We start from the raw sequence: 23,814 nt of genomic DNA on the forward strand, positions 1-23,814 counted from the left end.
TTGCCAAAGAGGAGCACGTCATGCAGGTGATTTCTGTTATCTCGACCAAAGGCGGTGTAGGAAAAACCACCGTAGCCGCGAACCTCGGCGGCTTTATCGCCGATGCCGGCCTAAGGGTTCTGCTGCTTGATCTTGATATGCAGCCGACGCTGTCATCCTACTACGAGCTTGCCCGTCGCGCTCCATGCGGGATCTATGAGCTGCTGGCATTCAACGAGCGCGACATTGCGCGCCTGGTATCGCGCACCGTCATAGACCGGCTGGACGTGATTCTGTCCAATGACGCGCATCGGCAGTTGAACACCCTCTTGCTGCATGCCCCGGATGGGCGGCTTCGACTGCGGCACCTGCTACCGGTGTTTCAGCCGCACTACGACCTGGTGCTACTCGATACTCAAGGCGCTCGCAGTGTGCTGCTCGAGATGGCCGTGCTGGCGTCCGAACAGGCGGTCTCGCCCGTCACCCCCGAAATCCTCGCCGCGCGTGAAATGCGCCGAGGCACTCTGCAGCTCATCGAAGACATCGCCCCCTATAGGCATCTGGGCATTAACCCGCCACACCTTCATCTCCTGCTCAACCGCGTACCTGCTGTGTCAGCCAATGCAAAGCTGATCCAGCAGACACTGCGTTTGATCTACCGAGATCAGGAAGGGGTTCACGTCCTGCGTACCGAGATTCCTGCAATCGAGGCATTTCCCCGAGCGGCAACGCGTGGTTTGCCGGTCCACCGGGTTGAGCACCGACGGCCCACTGGCCGAGTCGCGGCAGCCGCACTGGACATTGTCCGCGGGCTGGCCAGCGAACTGTGCCCGCAATGGCAGGAACAGTTCGCTCTGGTCACCGGGAAGTTTGAGGGAAGACATTCTCATGTTGAACGCCCATGAACTGGCCCGTGGCCACAAGCGACTACTGCCACTGATTGAACATGCCCTGAGCGAGGGTTGGAATGTCTCCCGAACACCTGGCGGGCACCTGAAATTCGTCAAGCCGGGCTTACCGCCGATTTATACCAGCGCGACAGCCAGCGATCACCGGGCAGAACGCAATGCGCGCGCCATGCTGCGGCGCGCACAACGTCACGCCACAGTGGTCGAGCACCCCGATCAAGAGGGAGCCGACCATGACTGATGTCTCCCCAGAAGACATCGCCAGCAAGCTCCTGAGCGATGGTTTCACACGCAACGGCCCGGTAGCGAGTTCGATGAGCGATCCGATCGCCGACACGCCAATGGTGGTGACGCTGGACCAGTTACGCTCCTATGAGCTCGATCCGAGGCTGACGCGCAATCCGCTGTACGAGGAGATCAAAGCGTCCATCCGCCAGCGTGGGCTGGATGCCCCGCCGCCGATCACCCGACGCCCTGGTGCCGATCACTACATCATCCGTAACGGCGGCAACACGCGCCTGGCGATACTGCGCGATCTTTGGAGTGAGAGCAAAGACGAGCGATTCTTCCGTATCGGCTGCCTGTTCCGCCCATGGCCGGAGCGTGGCGAGATCGTTGCCCTGACGGGACATTTGGTCGAGAACGAACTTCACGGCGGCCTGTCGTTCATCGAACGTGCCCTGGGCATCGAAAAAGTCCGTGAGCTCTATGAGCAAGAGGATGGTAAATCGCTGTCGCAATCAGAGCTTGCCCGACGCCTCAAGGCTGATGGCTACCCCGTGCCCCAACCCCACATCAGCCGCATGCAGGAGGCGATCCAGTTCCTGCTGCCAGCGATACCGAACGTGCTCTATGCCGGCCTCGGACGCCCCCAAGTCGAGCAACTGACCAGCCTGCGTAGGGCCGGTTCCCGGATCTGGGATGCGCGCATGACCAGAAACAGTGCGAGCATTGATTTTGCGACGCTGTTCCAGGACGTCCTGATGGTATTTGACTCCCCAGGGAGCTTTGCGGCGCAGCGAGTACAGGATGAGCTGATCGGTCAAATGGCCGATTTGCTCGGGGTGGACTATGACACGCTGGCATTCGAGATCACCGATTCCGAGAAGCGCTGGCAACTGCTGAATAGTGACCCCAACAACACGTCCAGCACGGCGACTACCGGACAGGCACCCACGAGCCAGCCAACATTGCCATCGACGGTCGCACCGCCGCCGTCAGCATCCACACCGCGGACGACGGAGACATCCAGAACATCTGCAAGCGAGCCCCATACGCTCCAAGGTGGATCTGCAACACGTCCTCCGGCCGACGCGGTTGAGGATCAACAGGACAAGGACGATCGCTCGGTCTTGTTTCAGGAACATATCGTTTCGCCGGCCGAGACCACCGATCGCCTGCAGTCGATCCAGCGACTGGTGGCTGACCACACCGGCGAGACACCACCTGATTTCGGAACAAACGTCCTGCAGGCCATCCCTGTCCAGGCTGGAGGTCTCTATCCGATCTCGGATGTCTGGTACATCGACCCCAGCCTCGATACACCCGATCGGCTGCGTATCCACATCGCTCAATTCGCGCGTGAGATCGCCAACGAAGCGGGTCTGGATGATGGCATCGTCGCCTGCAACGAGGGCATCGGCTTCACGTGCGCACGAGCGTTTGGCGAGTTGGACACGCCATCAAATCTCCCGCGCTCGTTACTGTCACTGCTGCATGCCTTGAGCGCCCCCTATCAGCCGGTCGGCAGTTTGCCTGTACGCATCAACACAGCACAACTGGCCGAGGACCTGGGCGCTCTTTTACTGGGGCAGGTGCGTACGCCCTCATCACAGCAGGTCGTGCGTCTGAGCGACAGTGGGCTGGTGAAGCTTTTCCGCTTGTTGAGGCTTGCCAGGCGATTGCTGGACATCGAGGCCGGCATCACTGATGGCGACACCGCCATGCACGGATCATGAGGACGGCCGCCATGCCCGACCCCCATCCGCTCAATCAGGCAGTGATCGCGCAAGCGCTCCACGATTTGCGCAACGGCCAGCTACGCCGGGCAAAATCCATGGGGTTCGACGACACGGCGCTGGAGGCACTCAAGCACCCGGCCATGGCCAGTCTCCTGGCCAACGCAACCGTTAAATGGTGCTCAGTGAGCGTGAACAAGGAGGTGCTGCATCATCTCTTGAGCCAGGTGAATGATGTCACCCGGGAGATTGAAGAAATCGATCGGCTTCTGCGGCTGGGAGCGAGTACGGAGCTCATCAGCAAGTTCTACGGCTTGACCCACCAGGAAATCGCCCTCAGGCGCGACGTCATCGGGCTACCGAAACGCAAGGGCCGGCATCCGGTCCTGTCAGAAGAACAGGACGCTGATCTCTGGCATCGCTGGTCAGCGACCGTCAAAGAACGTGGCACCGAGTTGAACGACGACATGGCAATGCTTGCGATTACAGCCGATCTTGCCGAATGCACGGGCCTGCCCATCTCAGTGATCTGGAGCGCTATCCGAGGGTGGATTGATGAAGGGCTGGTCTGATGGGCAGTCCACGTCATTCACGCGGCCCCGTATCGCTGGGGGAGCTGTTCGACCAGGCACTGCAGCACATGCAACCTCCCCCGGACACAACACCGGCGCCGACTCCGGCACCCCCTCCCTCTGATGGATTCATCTTCAGCGGCAACCGCCATGACAGCGTGCCCCGTGCATTGCTGCTGGATAACCGGCTGACCCCGCTTGAACGAAATGCCTGGCAGGTCTTTCGTCTGCTGCTCAACGACGATGGGGTCACCGCCTTCCCCACCTACGATCAGCTCTGCCCCTATCTGGCCTCAATGCCGTGCACGGCTCGTGCGTCCCATGAGACCGTCGCGCGGGCGCTAACGTTGCTGCGCCTGACGCGCTGGATCAGTCTGGTGAGGCGCCGTCGTGATCCGAAAACAGGACGAATACAGGGCAATCTCTATGTGCTGCACGACGAGCCCCTGACGCCCTATGAAGCCATTCAGCTCGACCCGGATTATTTGGGTCTGGTCAGCCAGGCATTGAATCACGCCAGCAAGTCCGTCCAGCGTGTCGGTGTGCACACGCTCAAAGAAATGGCCGACGACCCGCTGCTCAGCGGGCGAATACTGCCAAGCAGGCTTCAGGTGCTGTCGCAGCGATTGGCTGCGCAAGGCTGGACCGAAGAGCAAAGTTATCCACAACCTGGGGATGACCACGAATCCGAAGAAGGTCCCAAAGACTTACTTCGGAATCCTACCCCCCCGACTTCGGAATCCGAAGCAGGCGTAAAACCCAGTAAAACCGACTCACTTCGGAATCCGAAGACCGATAGTACTGTACGTAAAGAAAAAGAATTAAAAGAAGTACGTACAGTACCGCGCGAGCGGGGAAAACTTCGCCTACCCGAACGCTTCCTGTCACTCAAAGCAGAGCAGCAATCAGGCGCGCTGACCGCACTGCAGCCTGTGGATGCCGAGTTGCACCAAGCCATCCTCGACGAATGGGATGCACGTTGTCGGGCAAGCTCAGTGCGCAACCCTGCGGGCTACCTGTTTGGCATCATTCAGAAGGCCATGAAGGGTGAGTTTCACGCCTGGGTCGGTCAGAAGACAGCCAGCCCCCCGGTAAGCCAGCCCCCACAGCCACCGCCAACGCAGGCTGTCGACCCTGAAGTCGCCCGAAAGAACATCGCACGGCTGCGCTCTCTGCTGGGTAGGTGAAAGCAGCACCCACGGGGCATCAATGGCGTTTTGCCAATGCTCAACATCAGGGTTTGTCCTATACCTCTGCCAGCAAGTCCAACGACGTCCATGATCGCCTATACCACTGGTATAGTTGAACACACTGCCTTCCCTTCAATGCATCACCTCCAGCCGCAGAGTCATTCGCCTGAAGAGTCCACCGAAGGCCACCGTCGCCTATACCACTGGTATAGTTGAACAGGCTGCCTTCCCTGCAACGCATCATCTCCAGCCTCAGGTCATCCGCCTGAAGAGTCCACCGAAGGCCACCGTCGCCTATACCACTGGTATAGTTGAACAGACTGCGTTCCTTGCAATGCATCACCTCCAGCCCCGGGGTCATCCGCCTGAAGCGTCCACTGAAGGCCACCGTCGCCTATACCACTGGTATAGTTGAACAGGCTGCCTTCCGGCAACGGTGGCGGGCAACGGACGCAGAATGCCTCACGCCACCCTCTCATCCGCAGGGAGGTGCAAGATTCCACTGCGGCAGTGCGAATTCACAAACAGGCGGTCATGCGGTGCGGTTTGATGACTGACACCCTTCCGGTCAATGCCGATGCTGGCGACTCGTTTCCTCACCGAGAGTCGTCACGATGGCCACCGAACCCGAATCTTCTCTGCAGTTGAACCTTGGGTCATTGCGCAGCGCGATGTCGCTGACACTGCACACCCATCATGCGTCCCGCATCTGGCACGGACGCGCGCCCTCCGAAGGCAAGCCGGGCATTGTTGGCCTCAACGGTTTTGTCGCCATCATGACCAAGCTCAAGCGAGGTTCTGAGCAAGACGACCCCTACTCCGACTGGTGGATGCTGCGCATCGAAGACAAGCTCAGCACCACCAAGGCACAACTCCAGACCCTGCGCGAACAGGTTGATCAGGCGCTGGCCGATGTGCCGGCGGCACTCAGTCTGGGCGAGAACCTCAACGTCCAGCCGGTAAAGCTACCCCTGTTCGTGGCCTCGCAACTCGGCTTCATGGCGGTCTATCTGCTGGCCGACTACGACGACCTGGCCCGGCGCCTGATCCTGGCGCATCACACGGCCCTGATCGACCGCAGCACCCTGGAACGCTGGCTCAATGAAGGCGCACATGCGCTGCGCAGCCTTTTCAGCCTGGCGCAGCAGTATCGCTACTCCGGTACGAAGCGCGATGATTTCGCCGCAAACAACGCGGCGGCGCGTGCCGCCCTGGAGAAATACGGTGAACTGCCGCAGGACGTGCTGGAAGGCACGCGCCGTTCACGCTTTGCGCCACCGCTCATCCGTCGTGCCCCTTTTGCATCGGCGCCAACTCCGTCAACAACTTCCGATATTGCGCCAGCCGGTGAACCCGACGCGGCTGAGCCAGCCGTATCTGCAGGGGGACCTCTGGGCGAAGACTCTTCCGTGTCGTTGGACCGCGAGGACCACCCAGCATGACCGCATCCAACCGCTTCTTGGCACTGGAACAGGCGGACTTCCAGCGGCTGGAACACGCAGGCTACCTAAAAGGCCTTTTAAAACCTTTTAAAGGTAATGGGGAGCTTGCGACCTGGGCCAGCCAGTGCAAAGCACTGCGGGACGATCTGATCGGACTGGCGCAGCGCAAGGTGCTGTCGCAGGCCCGCAGCCACCCCTTCAACCTCCTTCCTGTGCAACTGGCCCAGCAAACCACTGGCGCAGGCACGACCTTTCTGCGCTGGCGCAACCTTGATCGCTCACGCATGGGTACGGCTTTGTGGGAGGAGCTGCTTGCCAGCCCCGGCACACCGACATCGCTGATCGATGACCTCTACACCATCGAGGTGCAGCGCATCGTGCTGAACCTGCAGATCAGCCTCACTCACAGCATCGCCCGCCAAACCTCGGAATGCGCCAGCAAGTTGGTCCACGCCGAGGGGGCTTACCAACGGCGTGTCCACGCCACCACCCCCAAGGAGTCACACCCATGAGCACGCATTTCTACGGCGAGGGCAACATCGGTTCTGCGCCAGAATTCCGCGAGTTTCCGAACGGCAACAATGAGCCGCGCAGGCTGCTGCGCCTGAATGTCTATTTCGACAACCCCGTGCCTACCAAGGAGGGCTTTGAAGATCGCGGTGGGTTCTGGGCGCCGGTCGAGATCTGGCATCGCGACGCCGAGCGCTGGGCCGCGCTGTACCAGAAGGGCATGCGCGTCTTGGTCGAAGGTCGGGCGGTGAAAGACGATTGGGAGGATGCGGACGAAAACGAGCGCGTGACCTTCAAGATCGAAGCGCGTCGCGCTGGCATCCTGCCTTATCGCATTGAGTCTGTCGTGCTCGGGGCCAAGCCCGCGGCAGCGGAGCCAGCCGAGAACGAGTGATCATTCCCGCCCTGCGTGCACCTTTCCCGCTGAGCGATTGCGCCAACCACCAGTCGCTCACCGGGCAACAGTCAGCGTCCATGGCGTTCCACTGAGATCCACCGCTCGCGGCACATGGAGAAGCTCCCGGAGAACCAACCTACGGCCCCCATTCGCGGCCTCATGGCTTCCGGCTACTCTTGCAGACGCTTCTCGCTTGCCACATCAGTCCAGATTCTCCGCGATATGGAACACAAGTTTGAGCGGTTCCTTGCTGTCGACTATCTGGTACATCACATCCCGCTTGCTTCTCGGCAGCGTTTTGGTACAGCGCTTCGCCGTATCACGCACTGCGGCATCCGTGCCGTGGATGGTCGCCGCCAACAGCAGCACTAGGTATGCATCGGTAAGCGTCTTCGCCATCACCTCACTCTCGTTGCAAATCGTCACTAACGCTTGGCCCATTGCATAGCGTCTTTCTTCGGCTGATCAGGGGGTAGCTTAACGACCATCACTCGCTGTCTCGCCACTTTGCACCCAACCGCTTGGGCCTGGATCATCTCAAGTTGCTCCACTGACGTCCACTGAGGTCGCTGTCCGCGGTACATGACGATGCCCCCCGATGTTCCACTCACGACACGCTTGAACCTCCTGAGCACGCCATCACACGCTGCTTACGTCGGTCTGCTCACACCCACTCACGCTGAATACGGAGCAGCAGCGGCTCGGTTAGGTTTTCGACAACCCCGGTAATCGCCGGCATCAATGATCGGGTGTCCATTCTTTCCCGGTGCACAGGTCGAATGCCGGGCTCTTCATTGCGCATCGGCAATGAAATGGACGGCGTATTCATCAATATCTTGACCTAACGCTACAAGGAGGGTCCATGCGTCTGCCATTCGAGCTCGATCCGCAGATCATCCATCACATCATTTACAGCCAGGCGGGCTCCATCAGCAAAGCCCTCATCGAGTTGCTGATGAACTCGGTCGACGCCAGGGCCAGCTCTGTGCATCTTTCACTGACCCGTAGTGGCTTCACCTGCAGCGACGACGGCCAGGGCTTTGCCAGCCGCGACGATGTCGTTCGGTACTTCGGTCGGTTCGGCACGCCACACGATGAAGGCGACGCCACCTACGGCCGTTTCCGCCTCGGGCGCGGCCAGATCATGGCGCATGCCAAGACAGTCTGGCGCTCCAATGCCTGGAGGATGACCGTCGATACACGTGCGATGGGCTATCACTACGATCTGGACGACCTCCAGGACGCGTCGCCGGGCTGTTCGATCTCTGGCGACTGGTACGAAGTCCTGAGTGATGTGGAGCTGATGTCGGCCATCCAGGAGGTTCGGGACCTGGTGCGTTACACCCCCGTCAGCGTTGAGCTGAATGGCCAGCGCATCACCCGCGATCCCCGCACCGAGCACTGGGATGCCGAGGACGAGTTCGCCTGGTATCGGGTGAAAGCGGACGGCGCCGTTTCCATCTACAACCAGGGCGTACTGGTGCGTCACGATCCCGCGCATTTGTGGGGTGCAGGCGGCCTCATCGTTTCCAAAAAGGCCATCGGCCTGAACGTCTCCCGCACCGAAATCCTGCGCAAGACCTGCTCGGCGTGGAAATCAATTGCCAGGCAATTTGGCCAGATGGCTGACCAGATGGCGTCCCGTCTTGGTGACCACCGCAAAACCGAGGCTCGCCGTGAAAAATCCGCGCGGGCCTTGCTTTCGGGCGATGCCAACATCGTCCAGATCTACTCTCGGGAAGAGGTCGTCACGCTTCTGCCCGGCAAGCGGCACGTGTCGTTAGAGGACTTTCTGCGCAAATGCCGTTATAGCCACAACCAGCGGCAAGGCGGCAGGTTCGCGGTCGTAGACAACGCCTTCGAGGTCCCGAAGGGGGAAACCATCGCCCGCGAAGGTATCGCCGTGATTGTTCACCCCACCACGCTCGACCGCTTCGGCTGCTACAACGCACAGGATTTTCTCGACTGCATCATTCGGGTCCATGCCAACCTGCGCCACGACGTGGAGCAGAACGGCACACCGTACTGGTGGCTGAACGGCCTCTACGTTCCGGACTTGCTCGCGTTTTCAACACTGCGCGACGCGTTCATTGAGCGGACCCATATCTTGACGGAGAAAGACGCGCTCGATCGGGAAACACGGCGCGCCTGGACCGCTTTACGCTGGTGCCTGCATCACTACGCCGCCCTGTGCACGGGTGGCCGGCCTGCGTACGGGGGGCAGGTCCGTGAGGGTAAATCGCTGCACATTCTTCTCGGGCAGTCCAACATCGCCGAGGCGTGGACCGACGGCAGCAGCTACATCGCCGTCGACGTCACCCTTGTGAAACGGCTCAAGTCCAGTCCGCTCAGGAGCGCTGCCTATATTTTTTCTCTCATCGAGCACGAGGTTGCCCACGAAGGCGACAGCCTCGACTGCGGCCACGATGAAGCGTTCTATCAGCGCTTCCATGACCTCGCCCTGCAACACAGCGAGCAACGCCAGCGCTACATGCACATGTGGCTAATAAAGTACACCATGAGCCTGGAGGGTGACGGGAAGCGCGCGCGTGGCGAGGCCTGGCGTGAACGTTATCTGGTCGACCGTGCCGGCAGCGGTCGGGAGAAACGCGGCCTTCCGCCGATCATCGAAGATATCAGCAACGATCCTGTCGTCGTCGACCCGGTTCCTGGCGAAAATATGGCCTTCATCGACTACCAGAACACGCTTCTTGCTGTGGTTGGCACCGATTCCCCGGCACCCAACTGGCCGAATGTCCTGACGCGTGCCGAGGCTGACCAGAAGCTCATCGAGGCGCAGCACCGGGTTGACACGGCGCAATGTACCTCAGCGCAGATCCAGTACGACGAGGAAGAGGCCACGTATTGGGCCGAGATCGAAGCCTATGAGAAAGCCCAGGCCGGGGCCAAAGAGGCTGCACGGCGTCGATTCGCCACACTGTTCAATGTACAGGTCCAAGAGCTCCATCCTGACGCACTGTGCTACTTGCTGCGCGAGGATCTGAGCGATGAAGAGCTTCATGCCCTGTGGGCTGCAAAGCCCTGGGAGGCTGACGACCAGGAGTACTCTGGCGATGACGAACTTGAAGACGGCGACCTCGAAGAAGTCGACCCGCCCGATGGTCGTCAAGGAGCTTCTTGTGATGGCCCGACAGCGCATTTATCCGAAGACCTGCAGGCACTGATCCGTCCCGGCGAGACAGCATGGACGCTCGAGCGCAATGCGGCCGCTGCCGGCTTCTTTTGTGTTGGTGATTATCTGAAATGGCGTGAAGGGCCGGATGCCTGATCCGGGGGCGGCTGTAGCAACCGATGGTCGCCCTCAATTCGCCAGCGCCTATCGGCCTGCCAAGTACCGGCTTCCAGCGGACACCGCTATACCCAGGGTATAGCGCCATGGACGTCCACTGAGTTCCACGTGCGCGCCCAAAACGAAGCGCCTGCTCTGACGATCGCCTAAACGACCCTGGATTCAACTGCCGCAATCTTGCCTCCCAGGGCCAACAAGCCGGTTATTGTCGAGTCCACCTTGTTTGCGGTCTCTCGCGGTCTCCCCGGACATGCTGGTGCTCATTCGATGGACACCACGCTATTTCCGAGGAGGTTGCATGCGCGTGTATCTGTGCGAGAAGCCTTCGCAGGGTAAAGACATCGCGCGTGTGCTGGGTGCGAAACAGCGCGGAACTGGCTGCTACAACGGACCAGGAATTGTCGTGACCTGGTGCATCGGTCACCTGATCGAGGCGGCACCACCGGAAGCCTACGGTGAGCAGTACAAGCGCTGGTCCATTGAACAGCTTCCCATTCTTCCCGAGCGCTGGCGCAGCGAGGTCAAGGCCTCCACTGCCGCGCAATTCAAGGTCGTCAAACAGTTGCTCGGACAGGCCACCGAACTGGTGATTGCCACCGATGCTGATCGCGAAGGCGAGATGATTGCCCGCGAAATCATCGAGCTGTGCGGCTACTGTGGTCCCATTCAACGGCTGTGGCTGTCGGCACTGAATGACGCCTCCATTCGCAAGGCACTGGACGCGCTCAAGTCATCGAGCGAGACCCTGCCGCTGTATTACTCGGCACTCGCCCGCTCTCGCGCCGATTGGTTGATCGGCATGAACCTCAGCCGGTTGTTCACGGTGCTCGGCCGCCAAGCCGGCTACCAGGGCGTCCTCTCAGTCGGTCGTGTGCAGACGCCGACGCTGCGTCTTGTGGTTGATCGCGACCGCGAGATCGCCCGGTTCGTGTCTGTTCCGTTTTGGTCCGTCGAAGTGCAGCTATCGCACGCCGGCAATTCTTTCACCGCAAACTGGATGCCGCACGATGCCACCACCGATGCTGCAGGTCGGTGCCTGGACCAACGAACGGCCCAGCAGGCAGTAAGCCAAATCGGCGGCACTCGTGAGGCGCAGGTGCTGTCGGTGGAAACCGAGCGGGTCCGCGAAGTCGCGCCTCTCCCGTTCGACCTCAGCACGCTGCAGGAAGTCTGCTCGCGTCAGTTTGCTCTCGACGTTCAGGAGACACTGGACATCGCGCAATCGCTGTACGAGACGCACAAGGCGACCACCTATCCCCGTTCGGACTCCGGCTACCTGCCGGAGAGCATGCTGGCCGATGTGCCGACGGTACTCAACGCCATCCTCGCAACTGATCCCAGCCTGCGCCCCTTGATCGACCAACTCGACCGCACCCAACGCTCACGCGCCTGGAACGATGCGAAAGTCACTGCTCACCACGGCATCATTCCCACGCTGGAGCCGACCAACCTTTCTGCCATGTCGGAGAAGGAGCAGGCCGTTTATGGGCTCATCCGTTCGCATTACCTGGCGCAGTTTCTGCCTCACCATGAGTTCGACAGAACAGTCGCCACCTTGTCAGCCGGCGGCCAGACACTGCAGGCGACGGGTAAGCAGGTTGCCGTCCTGGGATGGCGCCTGGCGCTAATCAACAGCGGACCAGCAGCACCCGACAATACGGACGACGAGCCCACCCAACGTAGCCAGATCCTGCCGCTGCTATCCGAGGGCACACATTGCCAGGTCCACTCTGTCGATCTGAAAGCGCTGAAGACACTGCCACCCAAGCCGTTCACGCAGGGGGAGTTGATCAAAGCCATGAAGGGTGTCGCCAAACTGGTGACCGACCCACACCTGAAGCAGAAGTTGAAGGAAACCACGGGCATCGGCACAGAGGCCACCCGTGCAAACATCATCAACGGCTTGCTGGGCCGAAGCTACCTGATCAAAAAAGGCCGATCCGTCCGCGCCTCCGAGGCGGCTTTCACCCTGATCGACGCAGTTCCAGCGGCCATCGCCGACCCGGGCACGACCGCCATTTGGGAACAGGCGTTGGACATGATCGAAACCGGTCAGTTGACCCTGGACACCTTCATCGAGAAGCAATCGGTCTGGATCACGCAACTGGTGCAACAGTACCGTGACATCATCTTGTCCATCCAGATTCCCGAAGGTCCAGCTTGCCCATTGTGTGGTGCAGCGACGCGGCAGCGCACCGGCAAAACCGGTCCTTTTTGGTCGTGCAACCGTTATCCTGACTGTAAAGGCACCGTACCGTTCGAATCGTTCGATGGGAAGCAAGCCGCTTCGCGCAAGCGGCGGACCGCTCCCAGAGCTTCCTGACGCCTGCCAGACACGTCCTGCCCCAGCCGCGTTTTCCAGCGGTTGTCAGGAATGGCCCCGCTACCCGCGGGGCATCCCAAGCATGCCCCCGCCTTCTGCAATGGCATGTACCTCTCCAGCGGCTCGTGTCGTCGGGAGGATTGAAGGTGCTTTCCTGCCCGGCCGGATGCACGGCCTGTTGATCGGCACTCTCTACGTCCGGCCCGAAGGGTCTCCTGGCGCCTTGCGCGCGAGATGCCAGGAGACCCTTCGGGGACGACGGTGTTCTCCCCCGGTGCCCGCCGGTGAAACAACGGGCTCCTTTTGTGCGCGGATGTGCGCCGAAAGATATCGACCCCAGCCACGAAACGGGTCGGGTGCGATCTGCTCCAGCGACAGGCGTTGACGACGGCCAGAGTCCCTGCGACAGCCACAGGTGGTATCCCTGTCCCCCGCTGGAGGCGTACTGCCTCCAGCGCCTTGTTCCTCTCCGCATCTTGAACGCCGTCTGCCTGCGACCTGTCCAGAACCGGGTGACTTCGCCACAACCAGAACAGAAGATGGACACATGCACCTTCAACCCCTTCGGTACGGCAGCGTGTGCCGCCGCATCAAAGTCATGAACTTGGCCGCCGAACAGGGAGAGTGGCATGTCGCCATAATTAGGCGTCAGCTCCGGTAATGATGACGAAAGCCCCATACCGGTGCCGAACTATGAAACCCTATTTCTGCTACTACGGGAATACCCCGGCACAGCGGACAGGTACCAATGACGGGGGCTCTGGCTAATGCCCAAGGAGTGCCGCCGCCTTTAAGGCATACCGGACGACTACACCCTGGTGCCGTATCGCGTGCACCTCGCTGCAAAGCCATTGGCAACTCAATGGCCGTGCCTTGCGGCCTAGCTCGGACGACACCTGCAACAGGTCTTGCAATAACAGGGGCGCGCAAAAAGCCCATTGTCGGCAGACGCCATGAAGCCGCTTTGCCATTCTGCCACCATCTGTTGCTAACTCCGGTCAGCACCATGCCAGCAGCCACGGTCCTCAGGCTGCGACGTGGAGGTTCCACGTAGACCGATCCAGTCCGCTTCGCATCGTTTTACGCGGACGTGCGCCACACCTAGCGCCGATGCTCTTCATTCCCGCGCAACCCCGCGTTTCTTCATTCGACGCATGGCACTGACCAGTTCAGAACTGCCGTCGTGTCGGCGTACGCGAATTCAATCCACCGCGCCTATGGCGCATCGTCTTCTGGAGGCTCCCATGGCACTGTGCAGCAAATCACGACTGTTCGAGTTCGGCGGCCATGGCTGCGTCATCAGCAACGAGGTGATATTCCACCCACGACTCAACACAGGCACTGAATCTCGGCGAACAACTGCGCGAGGCCGTGCTGCAGAACCAGATCGATGAAACATCGTGCCTACTCAAGCGCTAGACGGTGAGCCTACTTGTCGGCATCTCCGACCTGCATATTCAAGCGATCCTGCGAGCGCACGTTGCGCAGCTTCTGCTTGATACCTCCAACGCTGAGTGCTTCGACTGAAGCACCAGCATTTATTCACCCACTGGGACCCGATCCCCAGTTGGGGATGGGCTCCGCCTAACCTCTGCTGGAGAAATACCATGTCTCAGACTCCCAATCCTTTCATCCGAGGCTACCAAAACCTGCATGTCGTTCGAACTCTCTGCATCACCTATGAAGACGACAGCCCGCCCGTATGGCGGCGACTTCATCCCAGCCAAGCACACCTTCTGGACGATCAAATCGCACAGTTTCCCTGCATCCTGTGCAACGACTTCGCGCTGATCACGGAAGGCCAGGAGGTCGGCGACGACCTTGAGGCACAGTGCCAAACCGAAGGAATCGTCCGCTCGGTGGTCTACGCCGTCCTCGGCGGCGATGCCGGGCAGCCCATCCACATCGGCGATACCTACGCCGCTGAGGACGCGCGGGAAGTTGTACGGCGCCTGACTTTTGAGACTGGCTTCTACAGCCGATGCTGGGAAATCAGTACGGCGCACATCACCGAAGAAGCGGGTTGCTACCTGACAGAGCTTGCAGACATCGCCACGCCGATCGGTTTTCTGTTCGTCGCTTTCCGGATCCCATACAGCCCGGCGATCGGCGTCAAGGTGATTGCCACGCCCTGGACCGATGCCAACCTGCAGTACGTCGAAGGCATCACCGCCGAGCAGTTGCGGCAGGAGCAATGCGACAAAGGCATGCCGGAGTCGCTGGTGAATGTTCTTCTTCTGGCCGCGCAGGCTTATGTCCGCATCCTGATCTTCGACGCCGACGCACCGGTACTCGACGGCTTGCCGTTGTACGAAGAATGACCCTTGCCACGACATACCTTCTAGCCCCTCAACCGAGGGGCTTTTTTCTGCTCGGATGAAACGACAAATGCGGGGCACGCCGGTTGCCGATTGACGCGGGCCTACCGCCGTGTGGCGATGTCATTCTGCGCACAGGTTTGCTGGCGTAGCCGGCACCATCCCAGGTAGTCGAGACCTTCAAGACTTCGGTGCGGCTTTGCGCGCTGGTCACTGTGCTCCCTGATGCACGCAGCATCTATTTACCCACCCCCCAAGGGATACCCTCCCTTGCGGGCAGGAGTCCCTTGTTTTCCTCAAAGGAGTCTCCCCATGGATCACTCGTCCATTCGCACGCAGATACCAGCGTTGGTGTCGGCCCATGTTCCGCGCAATGTTCGCAGCTTCAAGTTCCGCATCTACGAAGACCTTCCGCAGGAATCCTCGCTCGGCGTCCGTATGGACCCGCAGCCCTTCGAGGGCAAAATTGTCGCCAAGACCGATCAGGTCATTGTGGTCAAGATCGGTCGTGCCGAATTCGCCGTACTGGATCGCCACCAGGTGAGCCAGGAACCCGACGAAGGCACCAAGGTACAAGTCCAACCCTATGTTCGTCGCCGCTTCGACGGTCTTCGCGCGGATACGCCCGAAGAGCGCACAGAAGTAGCCTCAGACGGCACTCCATACACGGTGAAGACACACATTCTCGGATCAGCACCGGCCAAGTTGCCGGCCCCTGAACTGCGTTGCCCGGAGTTGCAGGAACTCGTTCATCAACTGGAGCAACTGCCCGCTCCCGATGGTTTCCGGCGCATCACCCACCTCCTGGTGGATGCCAAGGCCAGGGATTTCACCTGGGTCGACCCGTTGCCCAACAACATCATCGAAACGCCACCCGCGATCAGCTTCACGGTCTCCACGGAGAAATTCCAGGGCCGCGTCACGGTGCTCTATGACCGTGCCGGCGACCATTACGCCGTGGAGTTGCGCCACGCTGATGAACTCATCCAGCGCGTGGACGAGGTGTACTTCGACATGCTCGGCGAAACGCTGGAACACCTGATCGACGACGGGCATTGGCGGCAGATCCAGGTGGAAATCCTGTCGGACGGGCGCAAGCCGATCCGGCATTGATCAGTCGACCAACACCACTCCTTACCTGTCCAGCTTCCTGCCTTCCTGGCGGGAGGCATTTTCCTCAAGCAATGGAGACCACCATGTTGCGATTCAAAGGTACAAATTTGCGTCCCGTGCTGGCCGAGGCAATCGCTCACAAGGGCCGCCTCATCCTCGCCAAGGATCATGGGGTGTATTTCCTGGCCGAGTTCGGCGAGCGTACACCCGATGGGCAGCAAAAACTGCTGGCCTACGCCGTTGGCTGCGATCCCGACATCGATCCATTCGATGACTGGTGGGAACTCGCCCGCACCGAGCTTGGCGGGGATGACTTCGGGGAGTTTCTTGATCCTCACGATGCTGTCTTCACCCGCATCCTCAACAGTGAAGACGATCTTGAGTTGTCGGCCACGCCGACACAGCTTTCGCTGCAAGCCGTTGCGTCCAAGCCTGGTAAAGGCTAGCTCACCACCTGATCACAAGGCCTCCATCCGGGCAATGCTGTTCACTTAAGGATTGTTGACTAATCCTTGAACCGCTGGAAAATCCGGAATTCGATAAGGATTCCGGATTTTTTTTGTCTATTGCCCAGGATTTGAACACTGTTTTGGAAACTGCCGGACAGTCCCTTGCTCGATTGGATGTCTTGGCGGAACACATCCCAGTGGAATGGATAGAGGCTGCGGCGACATTAGCTGAGCAAGCCAGCATTCGCCGTCGCCGATTACCTTCCGACCTGGTTTTATGGCTGGTGGTGGGCATGGCTTTCTTTCGCGGCGAACCGATTGCCGAGGTCGCTCGCCGCCTTAATATCTGCTCCAAGGGCTTGGCCAACGAAGTGCTTCTGGCCAACAGCGCTCTCTCCAAAGCCAGGCAGCGTCTGGGTAAAGAACCCGCTTCGTGGCTCTTCCAGCAGTGCGCAAATGTCTGGGGTTATGAGCGTTACCCGAAAGACCACTGGCATGAACTGCAAGTCTTTGCCGTCGATGGTGCGTTGTTTCGAACCCAGGAAACACCGCAACTGCGTGATCACTTCGGGGCAGGCAATACCTCCAGCGAACGACAAACACCGTACCCGGTCCTGCGTCTGGTGGCCTTGATGAATGTCCGTTCTCATGTACTCGCCAATGCGGCCATCAGTCCATATCGTCGCGGGGAAATCCCCTTGGCTGCCGAGTTTGTCGAGGCGATTCCCGCTCACTCGGTCACCTTGCTGGATAAAGGGTTCTTCAGCGCCGACTTGCTATTGAACATCCAGAACGGTGCGGCCAATCGGCACTGGCTTATTCCAGAGCGAAAAGGCCTTGTGTCCACAGAACTGCTGCGGTACGGCGACGGGGATCGCCTTCTTCAAATGCGCGTCTCGCCTCAGGCTCGAAAGAAAAATCCGACGCTGCCGGAGCACTGGCAGGTTCGAGCGGTGACCTACGAAATCCAAGGAAAAGAGAAAACGGTATTCACCTCTTTGCCCTCCGAGCAGTTCAGTGCTGAACAAGTGGCTACGCTGTACCACGAACGCTGGGAAATTGAACTGGGGTTCAGGGATATCAAAAGTTCAATGCAGGACAACGCCTTGACGCTTCGAAGCAAAACCGTGGACTTGGTGTATCAGGAGTTGTGGGGATTGCTACTCGGTTACAACGTCGTGCGTAGAGAAGCCAGTCAGGCCGCCGTGGCCCACCAGCGGGCGCCTTGCGAGATCAGTTTCAAATTTGCCTGCCAGTTTATTGCCAGCCACTTGGTTGTTATGGCAGCGGTGTTGTCGCCCTCGCACACACCACGAAGATTGAAGGAGCTGCGCGGCAGCATCGGCACGCTGTTCATAAAAAAATGCCCCAGGCCGTCGAGACCCAGGGCAGTGAAGATGTCTAAAACCCGATATCCAGTGGATCGCAACGCTGCTCCGCTTAAGTGAACAGCATTGCTCCATCCGGGGGCCTTTTCTGAACAACGGCCATGTGACCGCATGCCTGTCTCTCGTTCCTTTCACAAGGAGTTCCTTCTGTCGTCGGTGCCTGCCGGCACGCCAGCCTGGAGACAGCTCACATGCGCGACCCATTCAAGATTGACCAACCCACCTGTATCAGTTTCAGCGGCGGTCGCACCAGCGCCTACATGCTGTGGCGAGTGCTGCAGCCAATGCGGGCCTGCCTGCGGATACCGTAGTCTGCTTCGCCAACACCGGCAAGGAAGTGGAGGCCACGCTGCGTTTCGTACGCGAGTGCAGCGTACGGTGGCAGGTGCCGATCCAATGGCTCGAATATCGCGATGCGTTGCCCGGCTTCGCGGTGGTCAATTTCGCAAACGCCAGCCGGCAAGGCGAACCCTTCGAGGCGCTAATCCGCAAGCGCCAGCACCTGCCCAACCCGGTAGCTCTGGGTTGCACCACCTCCCTGAAAATCCGTGCAATGCACAAGTTCGTAAGCAGTTTGGGTTGGACCGATTGGGATCAGTTCATCGGCATCCGGGCTGACGAGCAGCACCGCGTGGCGAAGATCAGGACGCGCAGTCATTCCACAGAGTCCAGCGAGAGACGATGTGCATGCCGTTGGCCGAGGCTGGCGTGCGCGAGGTGACCGCCTTCTGGCAGGCCCAGCCCTTCGATCTGGAATTGCTGACCGTGAACGGCCGCACGCTCGAAGGCAACTGCGACCTGTGCTTTCTCAAGCCACAGGGACAGCGGCTGGCACTGATCAAGGCCAAACCGGGGTCCGCCGTCTGGTGGATACGTATGGAGTCTTTGAATCTTGCCAGCAAACCCAGCGGCGCGCGCTTTCGCCACGATGACCCGAGCTATGCCGACCTAGCCCGATTCACCGCCCACCAGCGCGACATGCTCGATTCCGACGAAGCGTCCATCGCCTGTTTTTGTGGTGACTGAACAATGGGGATGCGCGCCAGTACCGATTTCCGGTAGCGGGCACATCGCACGGGTGCCACGTTACAGCCGTGTTCCGCTGACGTTGTCAGCAACATGCCCAGGTGGTCACGATCTTCAAGACTACGGCGCGGTTCCGTCCGCGTTGATCAATCCAGTTCGCACTCGGCATCCCAGATGCGAACGCCCATCGAGTCTTCGATGGTGATGCCAGTCTAGTTGTACCGGATCCCAGGATCCATCAACCCACGCGGGGGTTACACACCTCCCGTCCGGGTCGGTGTGTCTCCGCACTCTTGTCCTGCAAGTCTGGAGATTCACCATGACCACTTCATCCGAAAAAACCTTTTTCGATCTTCACATCACCGGCCTCGGTTATCTCAATCGCGTTCGCGAAGTGAAGCCAAAGAAAGGTGATCCGTTCCTGGCCTGCGATATCGCAGCGCTCAATGGTCCGAGCGACGACGTCTCGTACGTGCGTTTTGATACGCGCGTATCGGGCTCGGAAGCACAACACCTGGTTCGTCGCTGCATCGAGGCCGTCGAGGCGGAGAAGAAAGTGATGATCGGGTTCCGACTCAGCGACCTGTGGGCTGATACGTTCACCTACACCAAAGGTAAACGTGCAGGCGAACAGGGAGTGAGCCTCAAGGCCCGTCTGCTGTTCATCAGTTGGATCAAGGTCGACAGTACTTTGGTTTACAAGGCCGAGCCGAAATCGACCAAGGCCGATGAAAGCAAATCGCAAGCCCCTGCGGCTTCCGAAACGCCTGTCAGCCAAGAAGCACCCGCTTCGGAAACCTCCGAGCCTGTTGCAGAACCTGTCGACAAAGCCACCGATGCACAAACACCGGCACTGGCCGAGTCGTTCTGATCCGTAACGCCGGGGTGGTCCTTCGATTCAACCCTCGTGCGGTTGATATCGGGCCAACATAAGCCCCGGCCTTCCTTCATTGCCTAATGGGTTATTACGCCATTGGCGTATCCATCCGCATCGGTACGACCGACATGCAGATAGGCTTCTTCCTGCCAATTTTCGTCCAGCCCCTGCATCGCGGGGCTTTTTGTCCTATGCACTCGTGCTCGCCTGGCTCCTAGCCAGTCGTTGTCGGCTGCTCAATTTTCAAGGAGTTTGTCATGCAACTTGCCTCTCGTTTTGCATCACGTTCCCCCGTGCTACGTGCTGATCATCCGCTGTCGGATGACCAGATCCGCGCAGTCGCCCCTTCCATCTTCGCGGAAAACCCGCATGAAAGCCGTTCCGAGCGGTACAGCTACATACCGACCTGCGCTGTACTGGCGAAACTACGCGATGAAGGGTTCGAGCCCTTCATGGTGTGCCAGACCCGCGTGCGTCACGAAGACCGTCGTGAATTCACCAAGCACATGCTCCGGCTTCGTCATGCGAGCCAGATCAATGGCAAAGAGGCCAATGAAATTATCTTGCTCAATAGTCACGACGGTACGAGCAGCTATCAGATGCTGGCGGGTATGTTCCGCTTTGTCTGCCAAAACGGTCTGGTGTGCGGCAACATCGTCGGTGACGTCCGTGTGCCTCACAAGGGCAACGTGACGGAACATGTCATCGAGGGCGCCTATGAAGTCCTGCGTGGCTTCGACCAAGTACAGGACTCCCACGAAGCCATGCGAGCTATCACGCTCGACGATGGCGAAGCAGAGGTCTTTGCGCGCTCGGCACTGATGCTCAAGTACGACAGCCCGGACAAGGTGCTGCCGATCACTGAAAGCCAGGTGTTGGCGACACGCCGGTTCGATGACCAACGCACGGATCTGTGGTCGGTGTTTAACCGAGTACAGGAAAATCTGGTCAAAGGAGGTCTGTCCGGCCGGACTGCCAACGGTCGTCATCAACGCACACGCCCGGTGCAAGGCATCGATCAAAACGTACGCCTCAATCGGGCATTGTGGTTGCTGGCCGAAGGTTTGCGACAGCTCAAAGCTTGACCGCTCGCTGACTTTGCCCACTCCGGGCAGAGTCAGCGATTCTCACACATCGCTCCTGCCAGAGCGCTCTTCAATCCCCAAGGGACTGTACTGGCCTCGCGGGCTGGTGCCGTCCCTGCTTCTTCGTAAGGACATCACCATGCCCCATGCATCCGCCATCCAACCGCTACTGCGCATCCACGGACCGACTTCTTTATCCCAAAGGAGCTTTAGCATGAACCTTCGATACCTCCCACATCTGCGCTCCGCGCAGCCCTTCTCCGCCCAAGGAGCACCGTGCCATCAGTGGTGATTTAGCGTTGGTGGTTATCACTGACGAGCAACGCAGTCTCACGACCATTCAATTACTCGTCGAGGCAGTTGCCCCCTGAAGGCCGAGATTGTCGGTTTATCCACCTGTTGGGGCCCATCCCCCCAAGGGTGCTGTGGTCCTCAACAAGGAAACTTCCATGGCACATTCATCCAGATACCACCGCCGCCACTCCAAGCTGTTGTTTCCGGTTGGCGCGTTGATCTTCAGCAAGGGCGTCGATCGCCTGATGCGTGAAGGTCGCCTTGATCCAATGCCGTTCTTTCAACGTCATGCGCGTGGTGACTGGGGCCAGGTTTCCGACGAGACATGGTACGCCAACAACGCCGCGCTGAAGATCGACGGGCAGCTCAATTCATTCTACGTGGTCACCCGCGAAATCAGCCTTAGCATCATGTCCGAGGCCGACCGCAGTGCCACCATGATCCGGCTACCGTCGGAACGCTGAGGCCGCTCTTGCCATTATCTACCGACTTCCGGTCGCCAGTACCGGTCAGTCACTTTTTTCACCGCCCGGGGGCCTAACTCGGCCCCTGTTCCCCTTGGCCTAAGGCAGAGTTTCCGAGCGCGGCCAAGGCCATGATCAATCTGGTGACTCGGCGAATCCTATTGTTTGCTGATGCACCGGCCTTGTGAGGCGATGGTGTCGGTTCCACGCTCCAGAGAATCGACCGATGCCAGCATTCAGCCAAAATCACCCCAGCAAGGTCTTACTCTGCCTGCTGATGACAACCGCTCTGGCCGGTTGCACGACGGCATCCGCGCCTACCCCGCCCACTCCGGCAGAACCCGCAAAGAAAGGTCCCAGCGCGTCCGCGCGCTGGATGCCGGAGTTCATCCCGGTGGTGCGTTATGGCCGGTACACCCTGGTCGAGTTGGCCCCGGCATCAGCGCAACAGGACCTGCTGCTTCAGGTCGTCGATGTGGCCGTTCCCGAGACACGCACAGCCACCGTTGGGGACGCCCTGCGTCATGTCCTGCTCCGTTCTGGCTACCAGTTGTGTTCCAGCAGTGATATCGCAGCGCTGAATGCGCTCCCGCTACCGGCTTCGCATTACCGACTGGGTCCGCTGTTGTTGCGTGATGCGCTGCTCACGCTGGCCGGTCCTGCCTGGGATCTGGAAGTCGACGACGGCGCACGCCGGATCTGCTTCACACACGCAGCACAGCCCACCACCGATGGCGCCCTTCCCCAATCCGGACCAGTCGCCCCTGTCGGCATAGCGCGGCCTCCATTGAAAACGGAGGCCAGGCCATGACGGGATCTCAATCCACCACAGCCGTTTCCCGCAGCATGCTGTTGCGTGCAGCAGGTATCACATGGCTGGTCCTCACTAGCGCAGCCACGATCGTCAACCATGTCTCACTGTCGAGTCTGGCCACCCAGGCCAGCGCCAACGCTCAGGCCAGCCAGGTTGTTGCCTTGGAAGCCCGACTGACTGATCTGAACCAGCGCCTCGACGTTCTGCAGAAACGGCCTGTCGCCTTGACCCAAGCCCGTTATGAGGCTGATAGCAAAACACTTGAGCAACGAATGACCGCCGTCGAAAGCGGGCTCGACCAGCGTCTGACAGCAGCCAGCCTGTCTTCTCTGGAAACACGCATCGACCAGTTGACCTCCCGTCTGGATAAACCCAACCAGACGACTCCAGTACCGGTGCGCACCCGTGTGACACACCCCACAAAGCCAATCCAAACAGCAAACCTACCGTTCACGGTTATGGGAACGGAGCTTCGCGGCGGCGAACGATTCCTGTCGATTCTGCCAACTGGCAATGCCGCCTTTTCCGAGATGCGCGTCCTGCGTCCCGGTGAGACCGACAGCGGCTGGCGCCTGCAAGCCATCGATGGCCAGACCGCCGTGTTCCAGCGCGAGAACGACGGTCAGACGCATCGATTGACGCTGCCATAGGGGCTCCGGATGAACAGCAATCTTGTTTTCCGCGCGTTAACGCTGAGCCTGATCGCCTTCTTTAACTCTCCGGTGATCGCACAAAACGCTCGCACGATCGCCTCTACCGTCTCGCCCAGCGAGGAACAAACAGCGACCTCACGCGTCAGCGACGAACAACAGGCCCGTGACTGGGGGTTGCACACGGAAGAATGGGCTCGCTATCGCCAATTGATGCAGGGACCGCTGGGCCTTTTTTCGCCCAACCTCGACCCATTGACCGCACTCGGCATCGAAGCGCGCTCCGAGGAAGAACGCGACCGCTATGCCGAGTTGCAGGTTCAGGTTGAAGCCCGCCGCGTCGAAAAGACGCTGGCATACCAGCAGGCCTACGACGCCGCCTGGCAACGCCTGCACCCGGGCATGCAACGTGTCACCCTGCCCGGCCATACTCCACGCAATTCCTCCACCACAGCCAACAGCACCGACCGCATCGCCGTGTTCATCAAGGACGGCTGCGCGCCCTGTGGCCTGGCGGTTCAGCAGTTGCAGGTATCCGATGTCGGCTTCGACCTCTACATGGTTGGCAGCCGCGCCAACGACGCGCTCATTCGCGACTGGGCAAAACGCGCCAGGATCAATCCAGATCGCGTACGCAACGGTTCAATCACGCTCAACCACGATGCCGGTCGCTGGCTGTCTTTGGGCCTGCCGGGGGACCTGCCTGCCGTTGTGCGGCAGGTCAATGGCCAATGGCAACGGCAGTGA

At 59.8% G+C, this 23,814-nt stretch carries 22 protein-coding genes and 1 pseudogene; 21 read left to right on the forward strand and 2 right to left on the reverse strand.

All coding sequences use genetic code 11. The features are described 5' to 3' along the window. Positions 1 to 20: 20 nt before the first annotated feature. From TU80_RS21390 to TU80_RS21430, 8 genes are all read left to right on the forward strand, one after another. Positions 21 to 884 carry a ParA family protein gene (locus TU80_RS21390; protein WP_057005342.1) on the forward strand — a complete coding sequence of 288 codons (864 nt, stop codon included), beginning with the start codon at positions 21 to 23 and terminating at the stop codon, positions 882 to 884. Further along, positions 868 to 1,128, forward strand: a complete 261-nt coding sequence (locus tag TU80_RS21395; protein ID WP_019689285.1) for a hypothetical protein — start codon at positions 868 to 870, stop codon at positions 1,126 to 1,128. Before TU80_RS21390 ends, TU80_RS21395 begins: the two co-directional genes overlap by 17 nt. Further along, a complete protein-coding gene (locus TU80_RS21400; protein ID WP_057005343.1) occupies positions 1,121 to 2,845 on the forward strand; it encodes a ParB family protein in 1,725 nt (574 codons plus the stop codon). Before TU80_RS21395 ends, TU80_RS21400 begins: the two co-directional genes overlap by 8 nt. A gap of 11 nt (positions 2,846 to 2,856) precedes the next feature. After that, a complete protein-coding gene (locus TU80_RS21405; protein ID WP_057005382.1) occupies positions 2,857 to 3,417 on the forward strand; it encodes a DUF2857 domain-containing protein in 561 nt (186 codons plus the stop codon). Then, positions 3,417 to 4,604, forward strand: a complete 1,188-nt coding sequence (locus tag TU80_RS21410) for an STY4528 family pathogenicity island replication protein (RefSeq protein ID WP_057005344.1) — start codon at positions 3,417 to 3,419, stop codon at positions 4,602 to 4,604. Before TU80_RS21405 ends, TU80_RS21410 begins: the two co-directional genes overlap by 1 nt. A 617-nt stretch (positions 4,605 to 5,221) precedes the next feature. Further along, positions 5,222 to 6,049, forward strand: coding sequence for a PFL_4669 family integrating conjugative element protein (locus tag TU80_RS21420; protein WP_057005346.1), 828 nt, complete (start codon positions 5,222 to 5,224; stop codon positions 6,047 to 6,049). Beyond that, on the forward strand, positions 6,046 to 6,561 hold the full coding sequence (locus tag TU80_RS21425) for a DUF3158 family protein (RefSeq protein WP_057005347.1): 516 nt from the start codon (positions 6,046 to 6,048) through the stop codon (positions 6,559 to 6,561). Before TU80_RS21420 ends, TU80_RS21425 begins: the two co-directional genes overlap by 4 nt. Continuing rightward, positions 6,558 to 6,953: a single-stranded DNA-binding protein gene (locus tag TU80_RS21430; protein ID WP_019689279.1), complete on the forward strand. Its 396-nt coding sequence runs from the start codon at positions 6,558 to 6,560 to the stop codon at positions 6,951 to 6,953. The genes TU80_RS21425 and TU80_RS21430 overlap by 4 nt, the downstream gene beginning before the upstream one ends. Before the next feature lie 204 nt (positions 6,954 to 7,157). Here the strand turns inward: TU80_RS21430 and TU80_RS21435 are convergent, their stop codons facing one another. Together TU80_RS21435 and TU80_RS32760 are read right to left on the reverse strand one after the other, a co-directional pair. Continuing rightward, the gene (locus TU80_RS21435) at positions 7,158 to 7,397 is read right to left on the reverse strand and encodes a DUF7740 domain-containing protein (RefSeq protein ID WP_082643880.1); all 240 of its coding nucleotides are present in this window, start codon (positions 7,395 to 7,397) and stop codon (positions 7,158 to 7,160) included. A gap of 223 nt (positions 7,398 to 7,620) precedes the next feature. Further along, a complete protein-coding gene (locus tag TU80_RS32760) occupies positions 7,621 to 7,785 on the reverse strand; it encodes a hypothetical protein (protein ID WP_156422912.1) in 165 nt (54 codons plus the stop codon). 33 nt (positions 7,786 to 7,818) lie between these two features. Here TU80_RS32760 and TU80_RS21440 point away from each other — a divergent pair, with 33 nt between their 5' ends. The 13 genes and pseudogenes from TU80_RS21440 to TU80_RS21500 all read left to right on the forward strand — a co-directional run bounded on the left by TU80_RS21440 (position 7,819) and on the right by TU80_RS21500 (position 23,814). Continuing rightward, positions 7,819 to 10,245, forward strand: a complete 2,427-nt coding sequence (locus TU80_RS21440) for an ATP-binding protein (RefSeq protein WP_057005348.1) — start codon at positions 7,819 to 7,821, stop codon at positions 10,243 to 10,245. Between the two features lie 319 nt (positions 10,246 to 10,564). Then, entirely contained in the window at positions 10,565 to 12,589 is a 2,025-nt protein-coding gene (locus tag TU80_RS21445) for a DNA topoisomerase III (protein ID WP_057005349.1), read from the forward strand. A gap of 1,607 nt (positions 12,590 to 14,196) precedes the next feature. After that, on the forward strand, positions 14,197 to 14,910 hold the full coding sequence (locus tag TU80_RS21450; protein ID WP_057005350.1) for a DUF5983 family protein: 714 nt from the start codon (positions 14,197 to 14,199) through the stop codon (positions 14,908 to 14,910). Between the two features lie 309 nt (positions 14,911 to 15,219). Then, positions 15,220 to 16,020, forward strand: a complete 801-nt coding sequence (locus TU80_RS21455; protein ID WP_057005351.1) for a hypothetical protein — start codon at positions 15,220 to 15,222, stop codon at positions 16,018 to 16,020. Between the two features lie 83 nt (positions 16,021 to 16,103). After that, complete coding sequence (locus tag TU80_RS21460; RefSeq protein ID WP_057005352.1) at positions 16,104 to 16,466, forward strand: DUF3085 domain-containing protein; 363 nt, start codon at positions 16,104 to 16,106, stop codon at positions 16,464 to 16,466. Between the two features lie 113 nt (positions 16,467 to 16,579). Then, positions 16,580 to 17,917 carry an IS4 family transposase gene (locus TU80_RS21465; protein WP_082643881.1) on the forward strand — a complete coding sequence of 446 codons (1,338 nt, stop codon included), beginning with the start codon at positions 16,580 to 16,582 and terminating at the stop codon, positions 17,915 to 17,917. A 131-nt stretch (positions 17,918 to 18,048) separates the two neighbouring features. After that, a pseudogene (locus TU80_RS21470) lies at positions 18,049 to 18,883 on the forward strand (phosphoadenosine phosphosulfate reductase domain-containing protein). 319 nt (positions 18,884 to 19,202) lie between these two features. Beyond that, positions 19,203 to 19,754, forward strand: coding sequence for an STY4534 family ICE replication protein (locus TU80_RS21475; RefSeq protein ID WP_057005353.1), 552 nt, complete (start codon positions 19,203 to 19,205; stop codon positions 19,752 to 19,754). A 263-nt stretch (positions 19,755 to 20,017) separates the two neighbouring features. Next, positions 20,018 to 20,845, forward strand: a complete 828-nt coding sequence (locus TU80_RS21480; protein WP_057005354.1) for a DUF932 domain-containing protein — start codon at positions 20,018 to 20,020, stop codon at positions 20,843 to 20,845. 449 nt (positions 20,846 to 21,294) lie between these two features. Continuing rightward, the gene (locus TU80_RS21485) at positions 21,295 to 21,603 is read left to right on the forward strand and encodes a hypothetical protein (RefSeq protein WP_024718111.1); all 309 of its coding nucleotides are present in this window, start codon (positions 21,295 to 21,297) and stop codon (positions 21,601 to 21,603) included. Positions 21,604 to 21,829: 226 nt separating this feature from the next. Beyond that, positions 21,830 to 22,414, forward strand: a complete 585-nt coding sequence (gene pilL2, locus TU80_RS21490) for a PFGI-1 class ICE element type IV pilus protein PilL2 (protein ID WP_057005355.1) — start codon at positions 21,830 to 21,832, stop codon at positions 22,412 to 22,414. Beyond that, a complete protein-coding gene (locus TU80_RS21495) occupies positions 22,411 to 23,067 on the forward strand; it encodes a hypothetical protein (protein WP_057005356.1) in 657 nt (218 codons plus the stop codon). The genes pilL2 and TU80_RS21495 overlap by 4 nt, the downstream gene beginning before the upstream one ends. 9 nt (positions 23,068 to 23,076) lie before the next feature. Next, the gene (locus TU80_RS21500; protein WP_057005357.1) at positions 23,077 to 23,814 is read left to right on the forward strand and encodes a TIGR03759 family integrating conjugative element protein; all 738 of its coding nucleotides are present in this window, start codon (positions 23,077 to 23,079) and stop codon (positions 23,812 to 23,814) included.

The sequence above is a fragment of the Pseudomonas veronii genome (genome assembly GCF_001439695.1).
Lineage (GTDB): Bacteria > Pseudomonadota > Gammaproteobacteria > Pseudomonadales > Pseudomonadaceae > Aquipseudomonas > Aquipseudomonas veronii.

What these genes read in the sequence shown, in the direction of transcription:
- TU80_RS21460 (WP_057005352.1), top strand. Translation starts at nt 16,104, where the DNA reads ATGTTGCGATTCAAAGGTACAAATTTGCGTCCCGTGCTGGCCGAGGCA.
- TU80_RS21400 (WP_057005343.1), top strand. Translation starts at nt 1,121, where the DNA reads ATGACTGATGTCTCCCCAGAAGACATCGCCAGCAAGCTCCTGAGCGAT.
- TU80_RS21395 (WP_019689285.1), top strand. Translation starts at nt 868, where the DNA reads ATGTTGAACGCCCATGAACTGGCCCGTGGCCACAAGCGACTACTGCCA.
- TU80_RS21410 (WP_057005344.1), top strand. Translation starts at nt 3,417, where the DNA reads ATGGGCAGTCCACGTCATTCACGCGGCCCCGTATCGCTGGGGGAGCTG.
- TU80_RS21475 (WP_057005353.1), top strand. Translation starts at nt 19,203, where the DNA reads ATGACCACTTCATCCGAAAAAACCTTTTTCGATCTTCACATCACCGGC.
- TU80_RS21455 (WP_057005351.1), top strand. Translation starts at nt 15,220, where the DNA reads ATGGATCACTCGTCCATTCGCACGCAGATACCAGCGTTGGTGTCGGCC.
- pilL2 (WP_057005355.1), top strand. Translation starts at nt 21,830, where the DNA reads ATGCCAGCATTCAGCCAAAATCACCCCAGCAAGGTCTTACTCTGCCTG.
- TU80_RS21430 (WP_019689279.1), top strand. Translation starts at nt 6,558, where the DNA reads ATGAGCACGCATTTCTACGGCGAGGGCAACATCGGTTCTGCGCCAGAA.
- TU80_RS21420 (WP_057005346.1), top strand. Translation starts at nt 5,222, where the DNA reads ATGGCCACCGAACCCGAATCTTCTCTGCAGTTGAACCTTGGGTCATTG.
- TU80_RS21445 (WP_057005349.1), top strand. Translation starts at nt 10,565, where the DNA reads ATGCGCGTGTATCTGTGCGAGAAGCCTTCGCAGGGTAAAGACATCGCG.
- TU80_RS21440 (WP_057005348.1), top strand. Translation starts at nt 7,819, where the DNA reads ATGCGTCTGCCATTCGAGCTCGATCCGCAGATCATCCATCACATCATT.
- TU80_RS21500 (WP_057005357.1), top strand. Translation starts at nt 23,077, where the DNA reads ATGAACAGCAATCTTGTTTTCCGCGCGTTAACGCTGAGCCTGATCGCC.
- TU80_RS21480 (WP_057005354.1), top strand. Translation starts at nt 20,018, where the DNA reads ATGCAACTTGCCTCTCGTTTTGCATCACGTTCCCCCGTGCTACGTGCT.
- TU80_RS21485 (WP_024718111.1), top strand. Translation starts at nt 21,295, where the DNA reads ATGGCACATTCATCCAGATACCACCGCCGCCACTCCAAGCTGTTGTTT.
- TU80_RS21405 (WP_057005382.1), top strand. Translation starts at nt 2,857, where the DNA reads ATGCCCGACCCCCATCCGCTCAATCAGGCAGTGATCGCGCAAGCGCTC.
- TU80_RS21435 (WP_082643880.1), bottom strand. Translation starts at nt 7,397, where the DNA reads ATGGGCCAAGCGTTAGTGACGATTTGCAACGAGAGTGAGGTGATGGCG.
- TU80_RS21450 (WP_057005350.1), top strand. Translation starts at nt 14,197, where the DNA reads ATGTCTCAGACTCCCAATCCTTTCATCCGAGGCTACCAAAACCTGCAT.
- TU80_RS21425 (WP_057005347.1), top strand. Translation starts at nt 6,046, where the DNA reads ATGACCGCATCCAACCGCTTCTTGGCACTGGAACAGGCGGACTTCCAG.
- TU80_RS21495 (WP_057005356.1), top strand. Translation starts at nt 22,411, where the DNA reads ATGACGGGATCTCAATCCACCACAGCCGTTTCCCGCAGCATGCTGTTG.
- TU80_RS21390 (WP_057005342.1), top strand. Translation starts at nt 21, where the DNA reads ATGCAGGTGATTTCTGTTATCTCGACCAAAGGCGGTGTAGGAAAAACC.
- TU80_RS32760 (WP_156422912.1), bottom strand. Translation starts at nt 7,785, where the DNA reads ATGAATACGCCGTCCATTTCATTGCCGATGCGCAATGAAGAGCCCGGC.